At 63.6% G+C, this 17,038-nt stretch carries 12 protein-coding genes; 2 read left to right on the forward strand and 10 right to left on the reverse strand.

Annotated features, from left to right (window positions below; translation table 11 throughout):
• Positions 1 to 142: 142 nt before the first annotated feature.
• The 3 genes from phaC to NCS28_RS07655 all read right to left on the reverse strand — a co-directional run bounded on the left by phaC (position 143) and on the right by NCS28_RS07655 (position 4,472).
• Positions 143 to 2,155, reverse strand: coding sequence for a class I poly(R)-hydroxyalkanoic acid synthase (gene phaC, locus NCS28_RS07645; RefSeq protein WP_250513260.1), 2,013 nt, complete (start codon positions 2,153 to 2,155; stop codon positions 143 to 145).
• Positions 2,156 to 2,475: 320 nt separating this feature from the next.
• Entirely contained in the window at positions 2,476 to 3,312 is an 837-nt protein-coding gene (gene pgeF / locus NCS28_RS07650) for a peptidoglycan editing factor PgeF (protein ID WP_250513261.1), read from the reverse strand.
• Positions 3,309 to 4,472, reverse strand: coding sequence for an RluA family pseudouridine synthase (locus NCS28_RS07655; RefSeq protein WP_250513262.1), 1,164 nt, complete (start codon positions 4,470 to 4,472; stop codon positions 3,309 to 3,311). The genes pgeF and NCS28_RS07655 overlap by 4 nt, the downstream gene beginning before the upstream one ends.
• Positions 4,473 to 4,558: 86 nt before the next feature.
• Between NCS28_RS07655 and NCS28_RS07660 the strand changes: the two genes are divergently transcribed.
• The gene (locus tag NCS28_RS07660; RefSeq protein ID WP_250513263.1) at positions 4,559 to 5,392 is read left to right on the forward strand and encodes an outer membrane protein assembly factor BamD; all 834 of its coding nucleotides are present in this window, start codon (positions 4,559 to 4,561) and stop codon (positions 5,390 to 5,392) included.
• Between the two features lie 78 nt (positions 5,393 to 5,470).
• Here NCS28_RS07660 and yoaA read toward each other — a convergent pair whose 3' ends face one another.
• The 3 genes from yoaA to NCS28_RS07675 form a co-directional block, all read right to left on the reverse strand.
• Positions 5,471 to 7,699 (reverse strand): DNA repair helicase YoaA, encoded by a 2,229-nt coding sequence (yoaA, locus tag NCS28_RS07665; RefSeq protein ID WP_250513264.1) that lies wholly within the window; start codon positions 7,697 to 7,699, stop codon positions 5,471 to 5,473.
• Between the two features lie 84 nt (positions 7,700 to 7,783).
• Positions 7,784 to 7,969, reverse strand: coding sequence for a DUF465 domain-containing protein (locus NCS28_RS07670; RefSeq protein WP_250513387.1), 186 nt, complete (start codon positions 7,967 to 7,969; stop codon positions 7,784 to 7,786).
• Between the two features lie 101 nt (positions 7,970 to 8,070).
• Positions 8,071 to 8,856 carry a flotillin family protein gene (locus tag NCS28_RS07675; RefSeq protein ID WP_250513265.1) on the reverse strand — a complete coding sequence of 262 codons (786 nt, stop codon included), beginning with the start codon at positions 8,854 to 8,856 and terminating at the stop codon, positions 8,071 to 8,073.
• Between the two features lie 264 nt (positions 8,857 to 9,120).
• On the opposite strand from NCS28_RS07675, the gene NCS28_RS07680 reads away from it, so the two are divergent.
• Positions 9,121 to 11,457, forward strand: coding sequence for a Tex family protein (locus NCS28_RS07680; protein ID WP_250513266.1), 2,337 nt, complete (start codon positions 9,121 to 9,123; stop codon positions 11,455 to 11,457).
• A gap of 71 nt (positions 11,458 to 11,528) precedes the next feature.
• Here the strand turns inward: NCS28_RS07680 and NCS28_RS07685 are convergent, their stop codons facing one another.
• The 4 genes from NCS28_RS07685 to NCS28_RS07700 all read right to left on the reverse strand — a co-directional run bounded on the left by NCS28_RS07685 (position 11,529) and on the right by NCS28_RS07700 (position 17,002).
• Complete coding sequence (locus NCS28_RS07685; RefSeq protein WP_250513267.1) at positions 11,529 to 13,421, reverse strand: potassium transporter Kup; 1,893 nt, start codon at positions 13,419 to 13,421, stop codon at positions 11,529 to 11,531.
• Between the two features lie 265 nt (positions 13,422 to 13,686).
• Positions 13,687 to 14,247 (reverse strand): phosphoribosyltransferase, encoded by a 561-nt coding sequence (locus tag NCS28_RS07690; RefSeq protein WP_250513268.1) that lies wholly within the window; start codon positions 14,245 to 14,247, stop codon positions 13,687 to 13,689.
• A 101-nt stretch (positions 14,248 to 14,348) separates the two neighbouring features.
• Positions 14,349 to 15,695 (reverse strand): adenylosuccinate synthase, encoded by a 1,347-nt coding sequence (locus NCS28_RS07695; RefSeq protein ID WP_250513269.1) that lies wholly within the window; start codon positions 15,693 to 15,695, stop codon positions 14,349 to 14,351.
• Positions 15,696 to 15,850: 155 nt separating this feature from the next.
• Entirely contained in the window at positions 15,851 to 17,002 is a 1,152-nt protein-coding gene (locus NCS28_RS07700) for an ATP phosphoribosyltransferase regulatory subunit (RefSeq protein WP_250513270.1), read from the reverse strand.
• Positions 17,003 to 17,038: the final 36 nt, after the last annotated feature.

The following is a 17,038-nucleotide window of genomic DNA, read 5'->3' on the forward strand; positions in this document are numbered from 1 at the left end:
CGCGATCTTCGCGAGCGAGCCGCCGAACTTGCCTACCGCCGTACGCGCGGCCGATACGATCACTACGTCAGTCATTTCAGTTTCCTTTTGGCATCGAATGTTAATGCGGCTCCGAACGGATCCGTGCGCTCGCGCGCGCCGCTCAGAAGTCGCGTTCCAGTACGTAACGGCCGGGTGCGGCCTCGATTACCGGGTAAGTCTTCGATCCCAGCGCCGCGCCCGCCTTGACCCGCTCGCCCGCGTTTTGCGCAAGCCACTTCGACCAGGTCGGCCACCAGCTTCCGGGATGCTCCGCCGCGGCCTCGAACCATGCATCGGGGTTCTCCGGCAGTTTTCCGTCATTGCTGTCGATCGTCCAGAAGCTGCGCTTGTTCTTCGACGGCGGATTGATCACGCCCGCGATATGCCCCGACGCGCCGAGCACGAACTTCCGCGGACCGCCGAGCACCGGCGCGGACGCATACGCCGATTTCCACGGCACGATATGGTCTTCCCGCGAACCGTAGATGAAGGTCGGCAGCGTGAGACGCGACAGGTCGACCGACTCGCCGCACACCGTCAGCGCGTTCGGCGTCTTAAGCTTGTTTTCGAGATACGTGTTGCGCAGATACCAGACGCACATCGGGCCCGGCAGGTTCGTCGAATCGCTGTTCCAGAAGAGCAAATCGAACGCTTGCGGCGTGCGGCCCTTGAGGTAGTTATCGACGACGTAATTCCAGATCAGATCGTTCGGACGCAGATACGAGAACGTGTTGGCGAACTCGATGCCGCGCATGAGACCGGCAGGCGCGCCGCCCTTGCCGCCGATCGACTGCTCGCGCATCTGCACGTGCGCCTCGTCGACGAAGACATCGAGCACGCCCGTATCGGAGAAATCGAGCATCGCGGTGAGCAGCGTCATCGATGCGGCCGGTTCCTCGCCGCGCTTCCCGGCCACCGCGAGCGCGGTCGCGAGAATCGTCCCGCCGATGCAGAAGCCGAGCGTATTGATCTTGTCCTCGCCGGTGATCTCCTGCACGACGCCGATCGTCTCGAGCACGCCCTGCTCGACGTAGTCGTCCCACGTCTTGTGCGCGATCGACTGATCCGCATTGCGCCACGACAGGATGAACACCTGATGCCCTTCTTCGAGCGCGAAGCGCACGAGCGAACCTTCCGGCGACAGGTCGAGGATGTAGAACTTGTTGATGCACGGCGGCACGATCAGGAGCGGCCGCGCGTACACGTTCGGCGCGAGCGGCTTGTACTGAATCAGCTGCACGAGTTCGTTTTCGTAGACGACCGAACCTTCCGTCGACGCGATGTTCTTGCCGATCAGAAAGCGCGATTCGTCCGACTGCGAAATCTTGCCGCGCTGCATGTCGTTCAGCAGATTCAACATGCCCTGGCGCAGGCTTTCGCCCTTGCTCTCGATGAGCGTCTTTTGCGCATCGGGATTGAGCGCGAGGAAGTTGCTCGGCGCGGCCGCGGCGGCCCATTGCTGCACAGCGAAGCGGATGCGCTCACGCGTTTTCGGATCGCTCTGCACGGCATCCGCGAGTTCCTGCAGATAGCGCGCGTTGAGCAGATACCACGCGGCGGTGAACGCGTACGCGGGCGTGGTTTGCCATGCGGTATCGGTGAAGCGCCGGTCTTTCAGCGCTGTTGGATCGATGCTCTGCGCGCTTGCCTGCTTGAGCAGTTCGGCGGCATCGCGCGAATAATTGCTCTGCAATTGATGAAGACGCTCGGGCGCGATCGCGGCGGTCGGAATCTTCGGCAGCGTGGGCAATCCCTGCATCGAAGAGCCGAAGCCCGGCATGCTGCTCGCGAGCTTCGCGAATTCCGCGATGCCGCTCATTTTCGTGAAGTCGGGCATTTGCGGCATGGCGCCCGGCGCCGGAAATGCCGTCGGGAATGCAGCGGATGGAAATCCGTTTGGAAAACCGTTGGCGAAGGCAGCGAATGCGGCGAACGGCGATGCCGCCGCGTCGTTTGCCGTATTCGTCTGTTGAGTGAATTTCGACCATTGCGCAGGGTCGGCCACGCTGCGCCACGCGTTCAGCCATTGATCGAACGCCTGCTGTACGCCAGTCGTATCGGCGGATGACGCCTCGGCCGAGGTGCTGTCGGCGGTACGGGAGCGGGAAGATGAGGAAGTAGATTTGGAAGCCATACCCGCTTTTGACCTGTGAGTCTCGCAAGACTTGGATTGCTAACGCAGGCATCGCCGGGCTTTCTTCGACCAGCGCGCAAGTGTTGGTGCGCCTTATGCGCGCGGCAAGTTGAGCCTTGCTACGCCGTGCCCCGATTGAATGAATTCCAGGAACATTCTTGCTCTAGGATGTCACGCATGTCAATGCTTCGTCCCGATTTTGCCGCAGTGCGATATTTTTTTAATTATCGTTTTCCCCCATGCGAAATATTGCATTTCGCATGAAATATCGCCGCGGCAGAAAATGGTCGTAGGGTGTTTTCGAATACGATTGCCGAGTGTCAATCGGTAAGCCAGATCATCGCGGCCATTCGACCGGTTACACGATCGCGTCGATACGAATAAAAGCGCTCTTTTTCCGTGACGGTGCAATGCGCGCCGCCATGAATCCGCGCGGCATCGATGCCGATATCGGCGAGACGCAGGCGCGCAAGTGCGTAAATATCCGCGAAGTATTTGGCCGGCGCGCCGCCCGTGGGCGTGAACGCGGCTTTTGTCGCGTCCCGGCGATTTGCCGATGCTGCCGCGACGAAGGCATCGAGCACCTCCTCGCCCACTTCGAACGTTTCCGGCCCGATGGCCGGCCCGAGAAACGCATTGAGCTTCGATGCCGGCACGCCCGCCAGCGTCGCCACGCGCTCGCCCGTCTTCTCGACGATGCCGCCGACAAGACCGCGCCAGCCCGCGTGCGCCGCGCCGACCGCGCGGCCGTCGTCGTCGCAGAAGAGGACGGGGAGGCAATCGGCCGTCATCACGACGCACACGACGCCCGCGCGGTCCGTCACGCTGCCGTCGGCGCGCGTGCGCTCGCCTGCCGCCAAGCGTTCGATGACCGCGTGAGCATCCTCGACCTGCGTGCCGTGGATCTGTTCCAGCCAGGCGGCGTGGCGCAGACCCGTCGATGCAAGCGCGCGGCGGCGGTTCTCCTTCACCGCTTCGGGCGCGTCGCCGGATGAAAAGCCGAGATTGAGACCGCCCGCGCCGGGCCTGCCGCCATCGTAGGGCGCGTCGCTCACGCCGCCCGCGCGCGTCGTGACGAATGCGCGCACGCGCGGCGATACGTTCCATTGCGGCACTACGCAGTCTTTCGATTGCAGCCTGGCGGCGTCGTGGGTCATGCTTCGTCGTCCTCGTACTCTTCGTCGTCCCAGTCGTCTTCGTCGCCCTCGCCCGTGTCGTAGGCCTCGGCGAAGCCTTCGTCCTCATCGAACTCGACTTCCTCGTCCTGTCCGAAGCCCAGTTCCGCTGCGAGCGCCGCGATGTCCTCGGGTACGTCCGCGCGCCAGTGCACTTCCTTGCCGGCCGCGGGATGAATCAGGCCGAGCCGCCACGCGTGCAACGCCTGACGGGAGAAATCGTTAGGCAGCGGCCTCACGGACCGCTTGCCGCGCGCGTGTCCGTACACCGGATCGCCGAGCAGCGGATGCTGGACATGCGCGCAATGCACGCGAATCTGGTGCGTGCGGCCCGTTTCCAGATCGCAGTGAATCGCGCTGACCGGCTGACCGTGCCACGTCGTCCGGTCGATGGTGCGGAAATGCGTACGCGCGGGCTTGCCGGACGCGGTCTTCACTACCGCCATGCGGGTGCGCTCGCGCGGATCGCGACCGATCGGGGCGTCGATCGTGCCTTCGTCGGGCATGTTGCCCCACACGAACGCGACGTAGCGGCGCTTGACCGTGCGCGCCTGCAACTGGCGCACCAGGTCGGTCTGCGCCTCGAGCGTGCGGGCGACGACCATCAGTCCGGACGTTTCCTTGTCCAGCCGATGCACGATGCCCGCGCGCGGCAGTCCCGCGGCGGCATCGCCGTAACGATGCAGGAGGCCATTGAGCAGCGTGCCGCTCCAGTTGCCCGCGGCCGGATGCACCACCATGCCCGCGGGCTTGTTGATGACGACGAGCGACTCGTCCTCATACACGATATGCAGGGGCACCGGCTCGGGCGCGAAAGCGAGTTGCTCCGGCAGGAGATCGGGCACGAGCGTGATCGTCGCGCCGAGCGGCACCGGCTGACGCACCTTCGCATTCGCGCCGTCGATCCGCACGCGCCCTTCCTCGATCCAGCCCTGCAGCCGGCTGCGCGAGAATTCGGGAAAGATTTTGGCGAGCACCTTGTCGAGCCGATCGCCCGCGAGTTCGTCGGGCACGCGCGCCTCGCGCGGCGCTTCGCGGCCCGCGTTCCCGGTCGAATCGGCCGAAGCCGAATCGTCGCCGGTGGCGCATGGGCTATAATCTTTGAGTTGGTCTTTGGTACGACGTGTACTTGAGCGGGTCATTTGAACGAGATTCGGCGGCATGAGTTGGAAGCCGCGCCGGAAACACAGCCAGAACAGCGAGAATAAGCCAGGAACAGCAAGCACTGATGCGAGCCTTCAACACCATTCATCTCTCGATGCGTCAATCGATCAAGTATCTGGCGCTGGCCGCGAGCGTCGCCATCGTTACGGCCTGTCACGGCCTTCCCGAGAAGACCGACGAAACGGCATTGTGGAACAACAACAAATTATATACGGAGGCTCAGGACGCGCTATCCGGCAGCGACTGGGGCAAGTGCGCCAAGTACTTCGAAGCGCTCGAAGGCCGCGATCCGTTCGGCCATTTCGCGCAGCAGGCGCAGATCAACGTCGCGTACTGCAACTGGAAGGATAGCGAAACGGCCAACGCCGATCAGGCTATCGACCGTTTCATCAAGCTGCACCCGGATCATCCCGAGATCGCATATGCGTACTATCTCAAAGGCATGATCCACTTCAACGACGACTTGGGCCTCTTCGGCCGCTTCTCCGGTCAGGACATGAGCGAGCGCGACCCGAAGTCGCTGCGCGAGTCCTATGACGCGTTCAAGGTCGTCGTCGACAAATATCCGCAAAGCAAGTACGCGCCCGACGCAGCGCAGCGCATGCGCTATATCGTGAACGCGCTCGCATCGCACGAAGTACATGCCGCCGATTATTACTATCGCCGTGGCGCGTATGTGGCCGCGATCAACCGCGCGCAACTCGCGATTCGCGAGTACAGGAATGCGCCGGCGACGGAAGACGCGCTGCACATCATGATGCTGTCGTACCAGAGGCTCGATCAGCCGCAACTGGCCGACGACACCAAACGCGTGCTCGCCGCGACGTTCCCGGACAGCCCGTATGTGACAGGCAAACGCCGCGCGGGCACCGACAAGCCCTGGTATCAGATCTGGTAAGACACGCGGGCAACAAAAAAACGGCCGGTTTATAACCGGCCGTTTTTTTACGTCGATCGAAATTCAGGATTCCGACAGTTACTCCGCCAGCTCAGTTTTCCACTTCGCCGCATCGCTGAAAAATTCACGCACCACGTCCAGTTCGCGCGTACGCTTGAACGGCGGCAGGCTTTGCCAGATGCGCCGACCGTAAGGCTTGTCGACGAGGCGCGTGTCGCAGATCATCAGCACGCCGCGATCCGTCTCCGCGCGAATCAGGCGCCCCGCACCCTGCTTCAACGTGATGACCGCCTGCGGCAACTGATGCACAGCGAATGGGCTCAGTCCTTTCTTCGTCAGCGCGTCGAGCCGCGCGGCGAGCACGGGATCGTCAGGCGGCGCGAACGGCAGCTTGTCGATGACGACGAGCGACAGCGCATCGCCGCGGACATCGACGCCTTCCCAGAAGCTCTGACTGCCCACGAGGATCGCATTGCCGTAGGCGCGGAAACGATCGAGCAGTTCGGTGCGGCTCGCGTCGCCCTGCACGAGCAGCGGATTGTCCCAGCCACGTCGTTCGATGATGTCGCGCAGGCGCGTCGCGATGCGTTCCACCGCGCGCAGCGTCGTGCACAGCACGAAGACGCCGCCGCCCGCCGCCTCGATCACCGGCAGCGCTGCCTCGAATACGGCATCGGTGAATTGCGGCGACGAAGGCTGCGGCAGATTGCGCGGCACGTACAGCAAACCTTGCGTCGGGTAATCGAACGGGCTCGGCAGCGTCATCGAACGGCGCGCGTTCAGGCCCATTTGCGCCGCGTAATGCGTGAAGTCGCCGCGCACCGACAGCGTCGCGGACGTGAAAATCCACGCGCGCGGTACGCCCGCGCGCTGCTTCGCGAAGATCGGCGCAACTGACAGCGGCGTCTCGTGCAACTGCACCGTGTGCGAGAACACTTCGATCCAGCGCACCATCTCGTTCGGCTCTTCCCTGGCCGCCTTCTTGGCCGTGTCCTCGTCCGCGACGACCGCGCGTTCGAGCGACGTCGGCGGCGTCGTCCAGCCCGCGAGCAGGTCCTGCAACTCGCGGGCGCGGCGAACCAGCGCCTGCAACGATTCCGCCCGCTCCGCATGCGAGGACAGCATCGCGGCGAGCGCCGAAAGATGCGTCTCCAGCGTGTCGAGCGCCTCGAAAATCGGATGACCGTCCGGCAACTGCCCGAGCGACAGGCGCACCGAATCTTCCTTGAACGCGAGCCGCACATCGCGGGCCGCACGCTCCAGCGCCGCGCCGAGCTTGGTCCAGTCGGCGGCGTCGCGCGCGTGCGAGAGTCCTTCGGCGACGGTATCGCGCGCGAGTTCGAGCAGTTGCGTCGTCGAGAGCGTGTCGCCGAAGAAGAGCGTCGCCGTCTCGGGCAACTGATGCGCCTCGTCGAAGATGATCGTGTTCGCCGTCGGCAGCAGTTCGGCCATGCCGGTATCGCGCAGCATCACATCGGCGAAGAAGAGATGGTGATTCACCACGACGATGTCCGCCTGCTGCGCTTCTTTGCGCGCCTGCATCACGAAGCATTCCTTGTAATGCGGGCATTCCTGACCGAGGCAGTTGTCGCGCGTGGACGTGACCATCGGCCAGACGGGCGAATTCTCCGGCACGCTCGCGAGTTCGGCTTTGTCGCCGGTTCGCGTGATCTTCGCGAAACGGACGATCTCCTGCAAATGCGACGTATCCTGGCGCGACGGCAGGCGGCCGTTGTCGGCGGTGCGCTCAAGGTAGTAGTGGCACAGATAGTTCGCGCGGCCCTTCAGCATCGCGACGGACACCGGCACCGCGAGCGCGTCGCGCACGGTCGGGATGTCGCGCTGGAAAAGCTGATCCTGCAGATGCTTCGTGCCCGTCGACACGATGACCTTGCCGCCCCACAACATGGCCGGCACTAGGTACGCATAAGTCTTGCCGGTGCCCGTTCCGGCCTCGACGATGAGCGTGTTCTCGCCGCCGTCGATCGCCGCTTTCGCCGTCGCGATGCCAATGTCGTCGGTTGCTTGCTCGTCTGGCGCGTACGGTTTGTCGGAGGGGCCGAGCTTGCGCGCGGGGCGGCGCTGCGCCTCGAACATCGCGGGCTCGGGCATGGCGCGGCCGGATGCTTCCATCGCAGCCGCGACCGAGCGCGCCATTTCAATCTGCGACGCGCGCGGCCGATAGCCGTCGATCGCGCGCGCCAGCAAGCCTTGCGCGGAAAAGATGGCGTCGAGCTCGACGCCGCGTTTGTCGGTCAGCGCGAGCGGCGCGCTGGCGTCGTCGCTGGATTGTGCGGGTGAGTTCAAGGCGTGCTAAATCCTGCGGGTTTCGGCGCGGCCGCGCACGCGAGGCGCCGACGCCAGCACGAGCCCGCGTCCGGCGCGCTGGGTTCAGTGCGCGTCCGAGTCCAGCTGCAATTGCAGCAAGAGAATGGTGTCCTTCACCTTGAGCTTGCGCTTTTTCAGGCGCCTCAGCTCGAGATCGTCGGTGCCGGACAGCTTGTCGATCAGCGTGTTCAGGCTGTGATGCTCTTCCTGCAATTGCGCGATGCGATCGCGCAGCACAGCGGCATCCATGGCGGGTTGTCGGGGTGCGCGCGTGGATTCATTCAAGCGCTGCTGCATGCTCGCCTCCTTTCATCCTCTTTGCGCGGGCCCGCCAGGCGAGCCCGTCTGCCCTATTTACCTTGCTGCTGTTGTTGCTGCAGTTTCAGTTGTTCCTGGCGTTCCTGCTCCTGCTGTTGCGCCTTTTCCTGCGCCTTTCTGGCGGCTTCCTTCTGACGCGCTTCCACTTCCGCGCGATGCTGCGCGGCTTCCTGCTGCTTCTGCTCGTAGCGCTGCGCCTTCAGTTCGCGATCCTGTGCGTCCTGCACGCCGCGAGCGCGCGCGTCGTCGAGCTGCTTCTGGTAATCCGCCTGCTTGCGATCGTACGCCGCCTGATTGGCCGCGCGCTGCGGCGCCTCGGCGCTGCGCTGGGCGGCCGCCAGCGCGTTTTTACGCTGCTTGTCCTCGTAGGCCTGCTGGCTCGCCTTTTCGTTCACGGCGCGCTGCGGCGCTTCCGCTTCGTATTGCGCCCGCTTGATGGCCGTCTGCTGGTCGCGTTGCTTTGCCCGCTCGGCGCGCTGTTCGTCGTCGAGCGCGAGTTGTTCCTGGCGGATCTGCTGACGCGTTTCGCGCATTTCGTTGCGCGCGTTGTCGATACAGTGATTCACGAAGAACTTGCTGTAGCAGTCGTGCTGCTTCACGCCGTAACGGTAGTTGTTTTCTTCCGTGCGACGGTCGAGCACCTTTTGGCGCTGCGCGAAATCGTCTTTCAGCGCGTCATCGGCGGTTTGCGCACTCGACGGCGCCGCATCCAGCGGACGCGCGCTCACGGACGTGCCGGGATCGATCGGCCTGGCGGTTTGAGCAAACGCGTGCTGCGACGCGAGTGCGCCTGCCGCGCACAGCAGCGAAACAGCCACGACGGACGGCACGTTTGGAAGGCGGAAGTTGGGCAAATGGATGGACGGCAACGTGATAAAGAATCAGGTGCGAAACGGCTTGTGCGATGTCCAAATTCTATCACCGCGCGCCGGAGCGCTTCGCCATTTATGGCAAAATGCCCCGCTCCAGCAACCCGGTCCGAACCTGGCTCGTTGCACGGTCACCCGCCCGCGGCGCCTCGCTTTCGCGAGCCTGCGCACGCGGTGCAGAATCCGCCGGCGAGCCGCAGACAGCGCAGAAACATGACGGAAACCGTAGCACTCAAGATCGTACAGCGCATTGCCTCCGAACTCACCGTGCAGCCGCGTCAGGTCGCGGCCGCCGTGGAGCTTCTCGACGAAGGCTCGACTGTCCCGTTCATCGCCCGGTATCGCAAGGAAGTCACCGGCAATCTCGACGACACCCAGTTGCGCACGCTCGAAGAACGCCTGCTGTATCTGCGCGAACTCGAAGACCGCCGCGCGACGATCCTGCAAAGCATCGACGAGCAAGGCAAGCTCACCGCCGAGCTGCGCGGCGCCATCGAAGGCGCGGACAGCAAGCAGGTGCTCGAAGACCTCTATCTGCCCTACAAGCCCAAGCGCCGCACGCGTGCGCAGATCGCCCGCGAAGCCGGTCTCGAACCGCTCGCACAGGCGCTCTTCGCCGATCCCAAGCTCGATCCTCAAGCCGAAGCAGCAAAGTTCGTCGATGCGGACAAAGGTGTCGCCGACACCAAGGCCGCACTCGACGGCGCGCGCGACATTCTCTCCGAGCGATTCGGCGAAACCGCCGACATTCTCGGCAAGCTGCGCGACCACCTGTTCAACCAGGGCCTCGTCACGTCGAGCGTGGTGGACGGCAAGCAAGGCGAGGAAGGCGAGAAATTCCGCGACTACTACGACTACAGCGAGACGATCCGCACCGTGCCGTCGCACCGCGCGCTCGCGCTGTTCCGTGGGCGCAATGCGGGCGTGCTGAGCGTCAAGCTCGGTCTCGGCGAGGAACTCGACGCGCAAATTCCGCATCCGTGCGAAGCGATGATTGCGCAGCATTTCGGCATCGCCAATCGCGGGCGCGCCAGCGACAAATGGCTCTCCGACGTGTGCCGCTGGTGTTGGCGCGTCAAGGTGCAGCCGCATATCGAAACCGAATTGCTCACGCAATTGCGCGAAGAAGCCGAGCATGAAGCCATTCGCGTGTTCGCGCGCAATCTGAAGGATCTGTTGCTCGCCGCGCCCGCCGGCCCTAAGGCCGTGATCGGTCTCGATCCGGGCTTGCGCACGGGCGTGAAGGTCGCGGTCGTGGATCGCACCGGCAAGCTGCTCGCAACCGACACCATCTATCCGCACGAACCGCGCCGCGACTGGGACGGCTCCATCGCGAAGCTCGCGCGCATCGCGCACGCGACGCAGGCCGAACTCGTGTCGATCGGCAACGGCACCGCGTCGCGCGAAACCGACAAGCTCGCGAGCGAGCTCATCGCGAAACATCCAGATCTGAAGCTGCAGAAGATCGTCGTGTCCGAGGCGGGCGCGTCGGTGTATTCGGCGTCCGAGCTCGCCGCGAAGGAGTTTCCCGAGCTCGATGTGTCGCTGCGCGGCGCGGTGTCGATCGCGCGGCGGCTGCAAGACCCGCTCGCCGAGCTCGTGAAGATCGAGCCGAAGGCGATCGGCGTCGGCCAGTATCAGCACGACGTCAATCAACGCGAACTTGCGCGCTCGCTCGATGCGGTCGTCGAGGATTGCGTCAACGCCGTCGGTGTCGATGCGAACACGGCGTCGGTCGCGCTGCTCGCGCGCGTGTCGGGGCTGAATGCGACGCTCGCGCGCAATATCGTCGATTATCGCGATGCCAACGGGCCGTTCCCATCGCGCGCGTATCTTAAGAAGGTGCCGCGTCTCGGCGACAAGACCTTCGAGCAGGCGGCCGGCTTTCTGCGCATCAACAACGGCGAAAACCCGCTCGATCGCTCGTCGGTGCACCCGGAAGCGTATCCGGTCGTCGAACGCATTCTTGCGAAGATCAAGAAGCATATAGGCGACGTGCTCGGCAAGCGCGAAGCGTTGACGGGCCTCTCGCCCACCGAATTCGTCGACGATCGTTTCGGGCTGCCGACCGTGCGCGACATTCTCGCCGAGCTCGAAAAACCTGGCCGCGATCCGCGCCCCGAGTTCAAGACGGCGACGTTCCGGGAAGGCATCGAGAAAATCTCGGACCTCGTGCCGGGCATGATCCTCGAAGGCGTCGTGACGAACGTCGCGGCGTTCGGCGCGTTCGTCGATATCGGCGTGCATCAGGACGGGCTCGTGCACGTTTCGGCCATGTCCACGAAGTTCATCAAGGATCCGCACGAAGTCGTGAAGGCCGGCCAGGTCGTCAAGGTGAAGGTGATCGAGACCGATGTGAAGCGCCAGCGCATCTCACTCACGATGCGTCTCGACGACGACGCCGCCGCTGCCTCTTCAACAAGCGGCAGCGCGGGCGGCGCGCAATCGCGTGGTTCGCAGGATCGTCGATCGGGCCAGCGTCCGCAGCAGCGTCGCGAACCTGAACCGGCCAGCGCGATGGCCGCGGCGTTCGCAAAACTGAAACGCTGACGCTTCACGCTGCAAACAAAAACCCCACGTTTTGCGACGTGGGGTTTTTTTGCACTTCGCAAAACGAAGCGTCAAATCTCGATCTTCGTTCCCAACTCGACCACGCGATTCGCGGGAATACTGAAGAAATCGGTCGGTTTTGCCGCGTTCTGATGCATCCACGCGAACACGCGCTCGCGCCACACCGACATGCCCGGCAGCTCAGTCGGCACGACTGTTTCGCGAGCCATGAAGAACGACGTGTCCATGAGTTCGAAGGTCATCGCGTGCGTGCGCGTGATCTGTTCGAGCACGGCCTTCACATCCGGCGTCTCGTTGAAGCCGTATGCCGCCTTCACGAGGAACAGACCGCCGCCGATGTCCTTCACTTCGAGACGATGCGCATCGTCGACATAAGGAATGTCGCGCGTCTTGAAGTTCATGAAGATGGTGCGCTCGTGCAGCACCTTGTTGTGCTTCAGGTTGTGCAGGAGGCTCACGGGCACGAGCGAATCGCTGCCGGTGAGATAGATCGCCGTTCCCGACACGCGATGCGGCGGATGCGCGAGCAGGCCTTGCAGGAACGGCATCAGCGGGATACCGTCCGCGGCCGTGCGATCCTTCACGATCATGCGGCCCTTGTACCAGGTCATCAAGAGAAAGAAGAGCGCGCCGCCGATGCACAGCGGCAGCCAGCCGCCCTGCTCGATCTTGAGCAGGCTCGCGCCGAAGAAGCCGATGTCGATCATCAGGAACACGGCGATCATCCCGCCGACGAGCCAGCGGTTCCAGCCCCACAGATTCACCATCACGACCGACACGAGAATGGTGGTTGTAAGCATCGTCGCGGTGACGGCGAGACCGTACGCGGCCGCGAGATTCTCGGAGCTCTTGAAGCCGATGACGATGCACAGGATGATGAAAAGCAGCATCCAGTTGACGAGCGGAATATAGATCTGGCCGATCGCGAGTTCAGACGTATGCAGGATCTTCATGCGCGGCACGTAGCCGAGCTGGATCGCCTGGCTCGTCAGCGAGTACGCCCCGGAAATGACCGCCTGCGATGCGATCACGGTCGCGACCGTCGACAGAATCACGAGCGGCAGCAACGCCCAGTCGGGCGCGAGCAGAAAGAACGGATTCTCGATGGCCTGCGGCGAGTGCATCAGCAACGCGCCCTGACCAAAATAGTTCAGCAACAGCGACGGCATCACGAAGCCGTACCAGCCGTAGCGAATCGGCTTCACGCCGAAGTGACCCATGTCCGCGTACAGCGCTTCCGCTCCGGTCAGCACGAGCACGACCGAGCCGAGCACGATATACGCCTGCAGGACGTGCTGCGCCATGAAGGAGAAGGCGTAGTAAGGATTGAGCGCGACGATGATGCGCGGCTCCATCACGATATGCGCGGCGCCGAGCACCGCGAGCGTCGCGAACCACACGACCATGATCGGGCCGAAGAGCTTGCCGACCACCGCCGTGCCGTGGCGCTGAATCCAGAAGAGCGCGATGAGAATCACGATCGTGATCGGCAGTACGTAGGGCGTGAGCTTGGGCGCGGCGATCTCGAGACCTTCGACCGCCGAGAGCACCGACATCGCCGGCGTGATGACCGCATCGCCGTAGAACATGCACGCGCCGAAGATGCCGAGCATCATCAGCACGCCCGAGATTTTGCCGGCCTCCCTCACGCTGCGCAGCGCGAGCGTCGTCATGGCGAACACGCCGCCTTCACCGTTGTTGTCGGCGCGCATGACGAAGAGCACGTATTTGACGGCGACCACCATGACGATCGCCCAGAAGAGCAAGGAGATGACACCGAGAATCGACGCTTCCGACAAGCCGATGCCGTGCGACGGGCTAAAGGCTTCCTTCAATGAGTAGAGAGGACTCGTGCCGATGTCGCCGAAAACGACGCCAATGGCGGCGAGCGCAAGCGAGTGCATTGGCTGTTTATGCTCGTGCGCGTGAGTCGTGTTAGTCATAAAAGCGAGATATCCGTCCAAGGCGGAAAAAAACGAACGCCATTCTATCTAACGTTGCACGCGAAGACGTCTTCTCGCGTGTTGCTCCAGCGCCACGAGAGACGCGAGTGAGAGTGTAGCATCGCGCCTTGCGTGCGTCGGCGGGAGTGCTCGTCACGATTCTTCGGCGTTCGGCCCGCCGTCTCGCGAAAACAAAAACGCCGTTGCGCCCGGCTTCGTGCCAGGCGAACGGCGTCTGTCATGCGAAACGATCAGGCGTCGGCGATCATCCGCGGCCGTTTTGCGTGCCGCGCTTGATCCACGCGCCCAAGTTGTGCGGACGCACCGTGTCCCACTCCTCGAAAGGCTGATGAATCCACGGATTCGTTTCAAGATGCTGAACGTGATAGTCCGGCTTGACCTTGGAACACGCCTTGTACCAGAGCACGGCCGAGCGCACCGACGTGATACCCGGATAACGCTCCTTCAAATGCTCCTGCACGCGCGCGAGCGTGACGCCCGAATCGACCAGATCGTCGACGAGCAGTACGTTGCCGGACAAGTCGCCGCGCGTCATGGTGATGTACTGCGCGATGTCGAGATCGCCCTGCTCCGTGCCCGCCGCTTCGCGATACGAGCTCGTCGCGAGAATGGCGAGCGGCAGGTCGTAGATGCGCGACAGCTGATCGCCCACGCGCAGGCCGCCGCGCGCGAGGCACAGAATCTTGTCGAACTTCCAGCCCGACTCGTGCACCTTCAGTGCCAGGAGTTCGATCAGCCGGTGATATTCATCCCAGCCGACCCAGAGGTTCTTGTCGTCGTTGCGCGGGTCCGTCATCGCGATCATGGTGAGGCTCTTTCAAATGCTTAGGTTATATACGAAATGTGGCCGCAGGGAGCGGCCACATTCTTTACAGCGTCCGGTTCTGGTCGAGGCTCTTTAAGCGCTCAAACCTTGAACGGATGACGCAGCAGGATGGTTTCGTCACGGTCCGGTCCAGTCGACACCATGTCGATCGGCACGCCCGCCACTTCCTGCACGCGCGTCAAGTACTTGCGCGCGTTTTCCGGCAGGCCGTCCCATTGCGTGATGCCGATGGTGCTTTCTTTCCAGCCGCCGAACGTTTCGTACACGGGCTCGCAGCGCGCCACTTCCGATGCGCCGCGCGGCAGGATGTCGATCAGCTTGCCGTCGAGCGTGTAGCCCGTGCAGAGCTTCACTTCGTCGAGACCGTCGAGCACGTCGAGCTTGGTCATGCACAGGCCCGAAATGCCGTTGATCTGGATCGAACGGCGCAGCGCGGCGGCATCGAGCCAGCCGGTGCGGCGCGGACGGCCGGTGACCGAGCCGAATTCCTTGCCGACGGTCGCGAGATTCAGGCCCACCTGATCCTGACGCTGCGCGTTATCCGCGTCGTACAGTTCGCTCGGGAACGGGCCCGAACCGACGCGCGTGCAATACGCCTTGGTGATGCCGAGAATATAGTTCAGACGTTGCGGCCCGATGCCGGCGCCCGAGGTCGCCGCGCCCGCGACGCAGTTGCTCGACGTGACGTACGGATACGTGCCGTGATCGATGTCGAGCAGCGTGCCTTGCGCGCCTTCGAACAGCAGATTGCGGCCGGCGTGGTTTTCGTCGTAGAGACGGCGGGAGACGTCGGTGACCATCGGCGCGAGGCGGTCGGCGTAGCCGAGCATCGTGTCGAGCGTTTCCTGGAAATCGACGGCCTTCGCGCCGAGGTACTGAGTCAGCACGAAGTTGTGGAAGTCGAGCGCCTCGCGCAGACGCTCTTCGAACACCACGCGATCGAAGAGGTCCTGCACGCGCAGGCCGCGACGGGCCACCTTGTCTTCATACGCCGGGCCGATGCCGCGGCCGGTCGTGCCGATCTTGCCGGCGCCGCGCTTGGCTTCGCGCGCCTGGTCGATGGCGACGTGGTACGGAAGAACGAGCGTGGCGGCTTCGGAAATGAACAGGCGCTTGCAGACGTCGACGCCAGCGGCTTCCAGTTCGTCGATTTCCTTGAAGAGCGCTTCCGGCGACAACACGACGCCATTGCCGATGTAGCATGCCGTGCCCGCGCGCATGATGCCCGAGGGAATGAGGCGCAGAATGGTTTTCTTGCCGCCGATGATGAGCGTATGGCCGGCGTTGTGACCGCCCTGGAAGCGCACGACGCCCTGGGCGTGGTCCGTCAGCCAGTCGACGATCTTGCCTTTGCCCTCATCACCCCACTGGGTGCCCACCACGACGACGTTGCGCCCCGGGTTCACATTCACTGCACTGGCAGACATGTTGATTCGTTAGCTGGTTAAAAACGTATTTTACCTATGTTCGGGAAAGGTTCCGAATTTTTCGGGACGCCTTTCGCGATTTCGTCACCGTCGCGTGATTGGAATCGGCTAAGCAAATTCCCTTGCCGATCAAGCGACTGTATTCGTCGTCCGCTTCAGGTGCGCGTTTCGACGGTCCATTTGCCGTCGCGCTCGACGAGCACGCGGTCGAACGCGAATTCGTCCAGATCGTGGTCGTGGCCGGGCAGCGCCTGGATCACCACTTCGCCCACGTCGCGCAATGCGAGAATCGCCGCGCGCAGAGGTTCGTCATGCTTCCACGGCGCGAGGATCGCGCTGCCGCGTGCATCGACGGGCGAGATGCGCGCCACTTCCCGCAAATCGAGCGAGAAGCCCGTCGCGGGCCGCGCGCGGCCGTAGGCCAAGCCGACATCGTCATAGCGGCCGCCGCGCGCGACCGCGTTCGGGACGCCATCGACATAGGCGGAGAACATCACGCCGCTGTGATACGCATAGCCGCGCAGGTCGGCGAGGTCGATCATCAGTTCCGCGCCATCGACCTGACCCGCGAGGAACGCGAGATCGTCGAGCGCGCGCGCGATCACCGGCAGGTTCGGCAGACGGCCGCGCGCGATCTGCAGCACCGAAGCGTCGCCATAGAGCGACGGCAACGCCCGCAGCGCTTCGCGCGGCACCTGTCCGAGATGCGCGGTCAGTTCGTTGAGGCGCGGCACGTCCTTGCTCGCGAGTGCGTCGCAAAGCGCTTCGCCGAGCGATGCCGCCGCCGGCTCGAGCTCCAGTAGCGCGGCGAGCACGCCCGCGTGGCACAGATCGAGACGCACTTTCGTCAGACCCGCGAGATGCAGCGAGTCGAGCATCAGTTGCTGGATTTCGAGGTCCGCTTCGAGGCCCGCGTGTCCGTAGATTTCCGCGCCGATCTGAATCTGCTCGCGCGTCGCATGCAGCCCGCGCGGACGCGTATGCAGCACGACACCCGCATAGCACAGACGCGTCACGCCCTGCCGGTTCAGCAGATGCGCATCGATGCGCGACACCTGCGGCGTAATGTCCGCGCGCAGGCCAAGCGTGCGTCCGGACAACTGATCGACGAGCTTGAAGGTGCGCAGATTCAGGTCGCTTCCGCCGCTCGTCAGAAGCGATTCGAGATACTCGAGCATCGGCGGCATTACGAGTTCGTAGCCGTACGAACGGAAACGGTCGAGCAGGCGGCGGCGCAGCTCTTCGATCTTGCGGGCTTCCGACGGCAAGACGTCGGCGATATTCTCGGGAAGTAACCAGGTGGACATCGATACGTTTCCTACGGGACGAGAAGGCTCGGCGCG

The organism is Caballeronia sp. INDeC2 (assembly GCF_023631325.1).
In the GTDB taxonomy this organism is placed as follows: Bacteria; Pseudomonadota; Gammaproteobacteria; order Burkholderiales; family Burkholderiaceae; genus Caballeronia.

Excerpts from the sequence above, each read along its gene's own strand:
- phaC (WP_250513260.1), bottom strand. The coding sequence starts at position 2,155 with ATGGCTTCCAAATCTACTTCCTCATCTTCCCGCTCCCGTACCGCCGAC.
- pgeF (WP_250513261.1), bottom strand. The coding sequence starts at position 3,312 with ATGACCCACGACGCCGCCAGGCTGCAATCGAAAGACTGCGTAGTGCCG.
- NCS28_RS07655 (WP_250513262.1), bottom strand. The coding sequence starts at position 4,472 with ATGACCCGCTCAAGTACACGTCGTACCAAAGACCAACTCAAAGATTAT.
- NCS28_RS07660 (WP_250513263.1), top strand. The coding sequence starts at position 4,559 with ATGCGAGCCTTCAACACCATTCATCTCTCGATGCGTCAATCGATCAAG.
- NCS28_RS07670 (WP_250513387.1), bottom strand. The coding sequence starts at position 7,969 with ATGGATGCCGCTGTGCTGCGCGATCGCATCGCGCAATTGCAGGAAGAG.
- NCS28_RS07680 (WP_250513266.1), top strand. The coding sequence starts at position 9,121 with ATGACGGAAACCGTAGCACTCAAGATCGTACAGCGCATTGCCTCCGAA.
- NCS28_RS07685 (WP_250513267.1), bottom strand. The coding sequence starts at position 13,421 with ATGACTAACACGACTCACGCGCACGAGCATAAACAGCCAATGCACTCG.
- NCS28_RS07690 (WP_250513268.1), bottom strand. The coding sequence starts at position 14,247 with ATGATCGCGATGACGGACCCGCGCAACGACGACAAGAACCTCTGGGTC.
- NCS28_RS07695 (WP_250513269.1), bottom strand. The coding sequence starts at position 15,695 with ATGTCTGCCAGTGCAGTGAATGTGAACCCGGGGCGCAACGTCGTCGTG.
- NCS28_RS07700 (WP_250513270.1), bottom strand. The coding sequence starts at position 17,002 with ATGTCCACCTGGTTACTTCCCGAGAATATCGCCGACGTCTTGCCGTCG.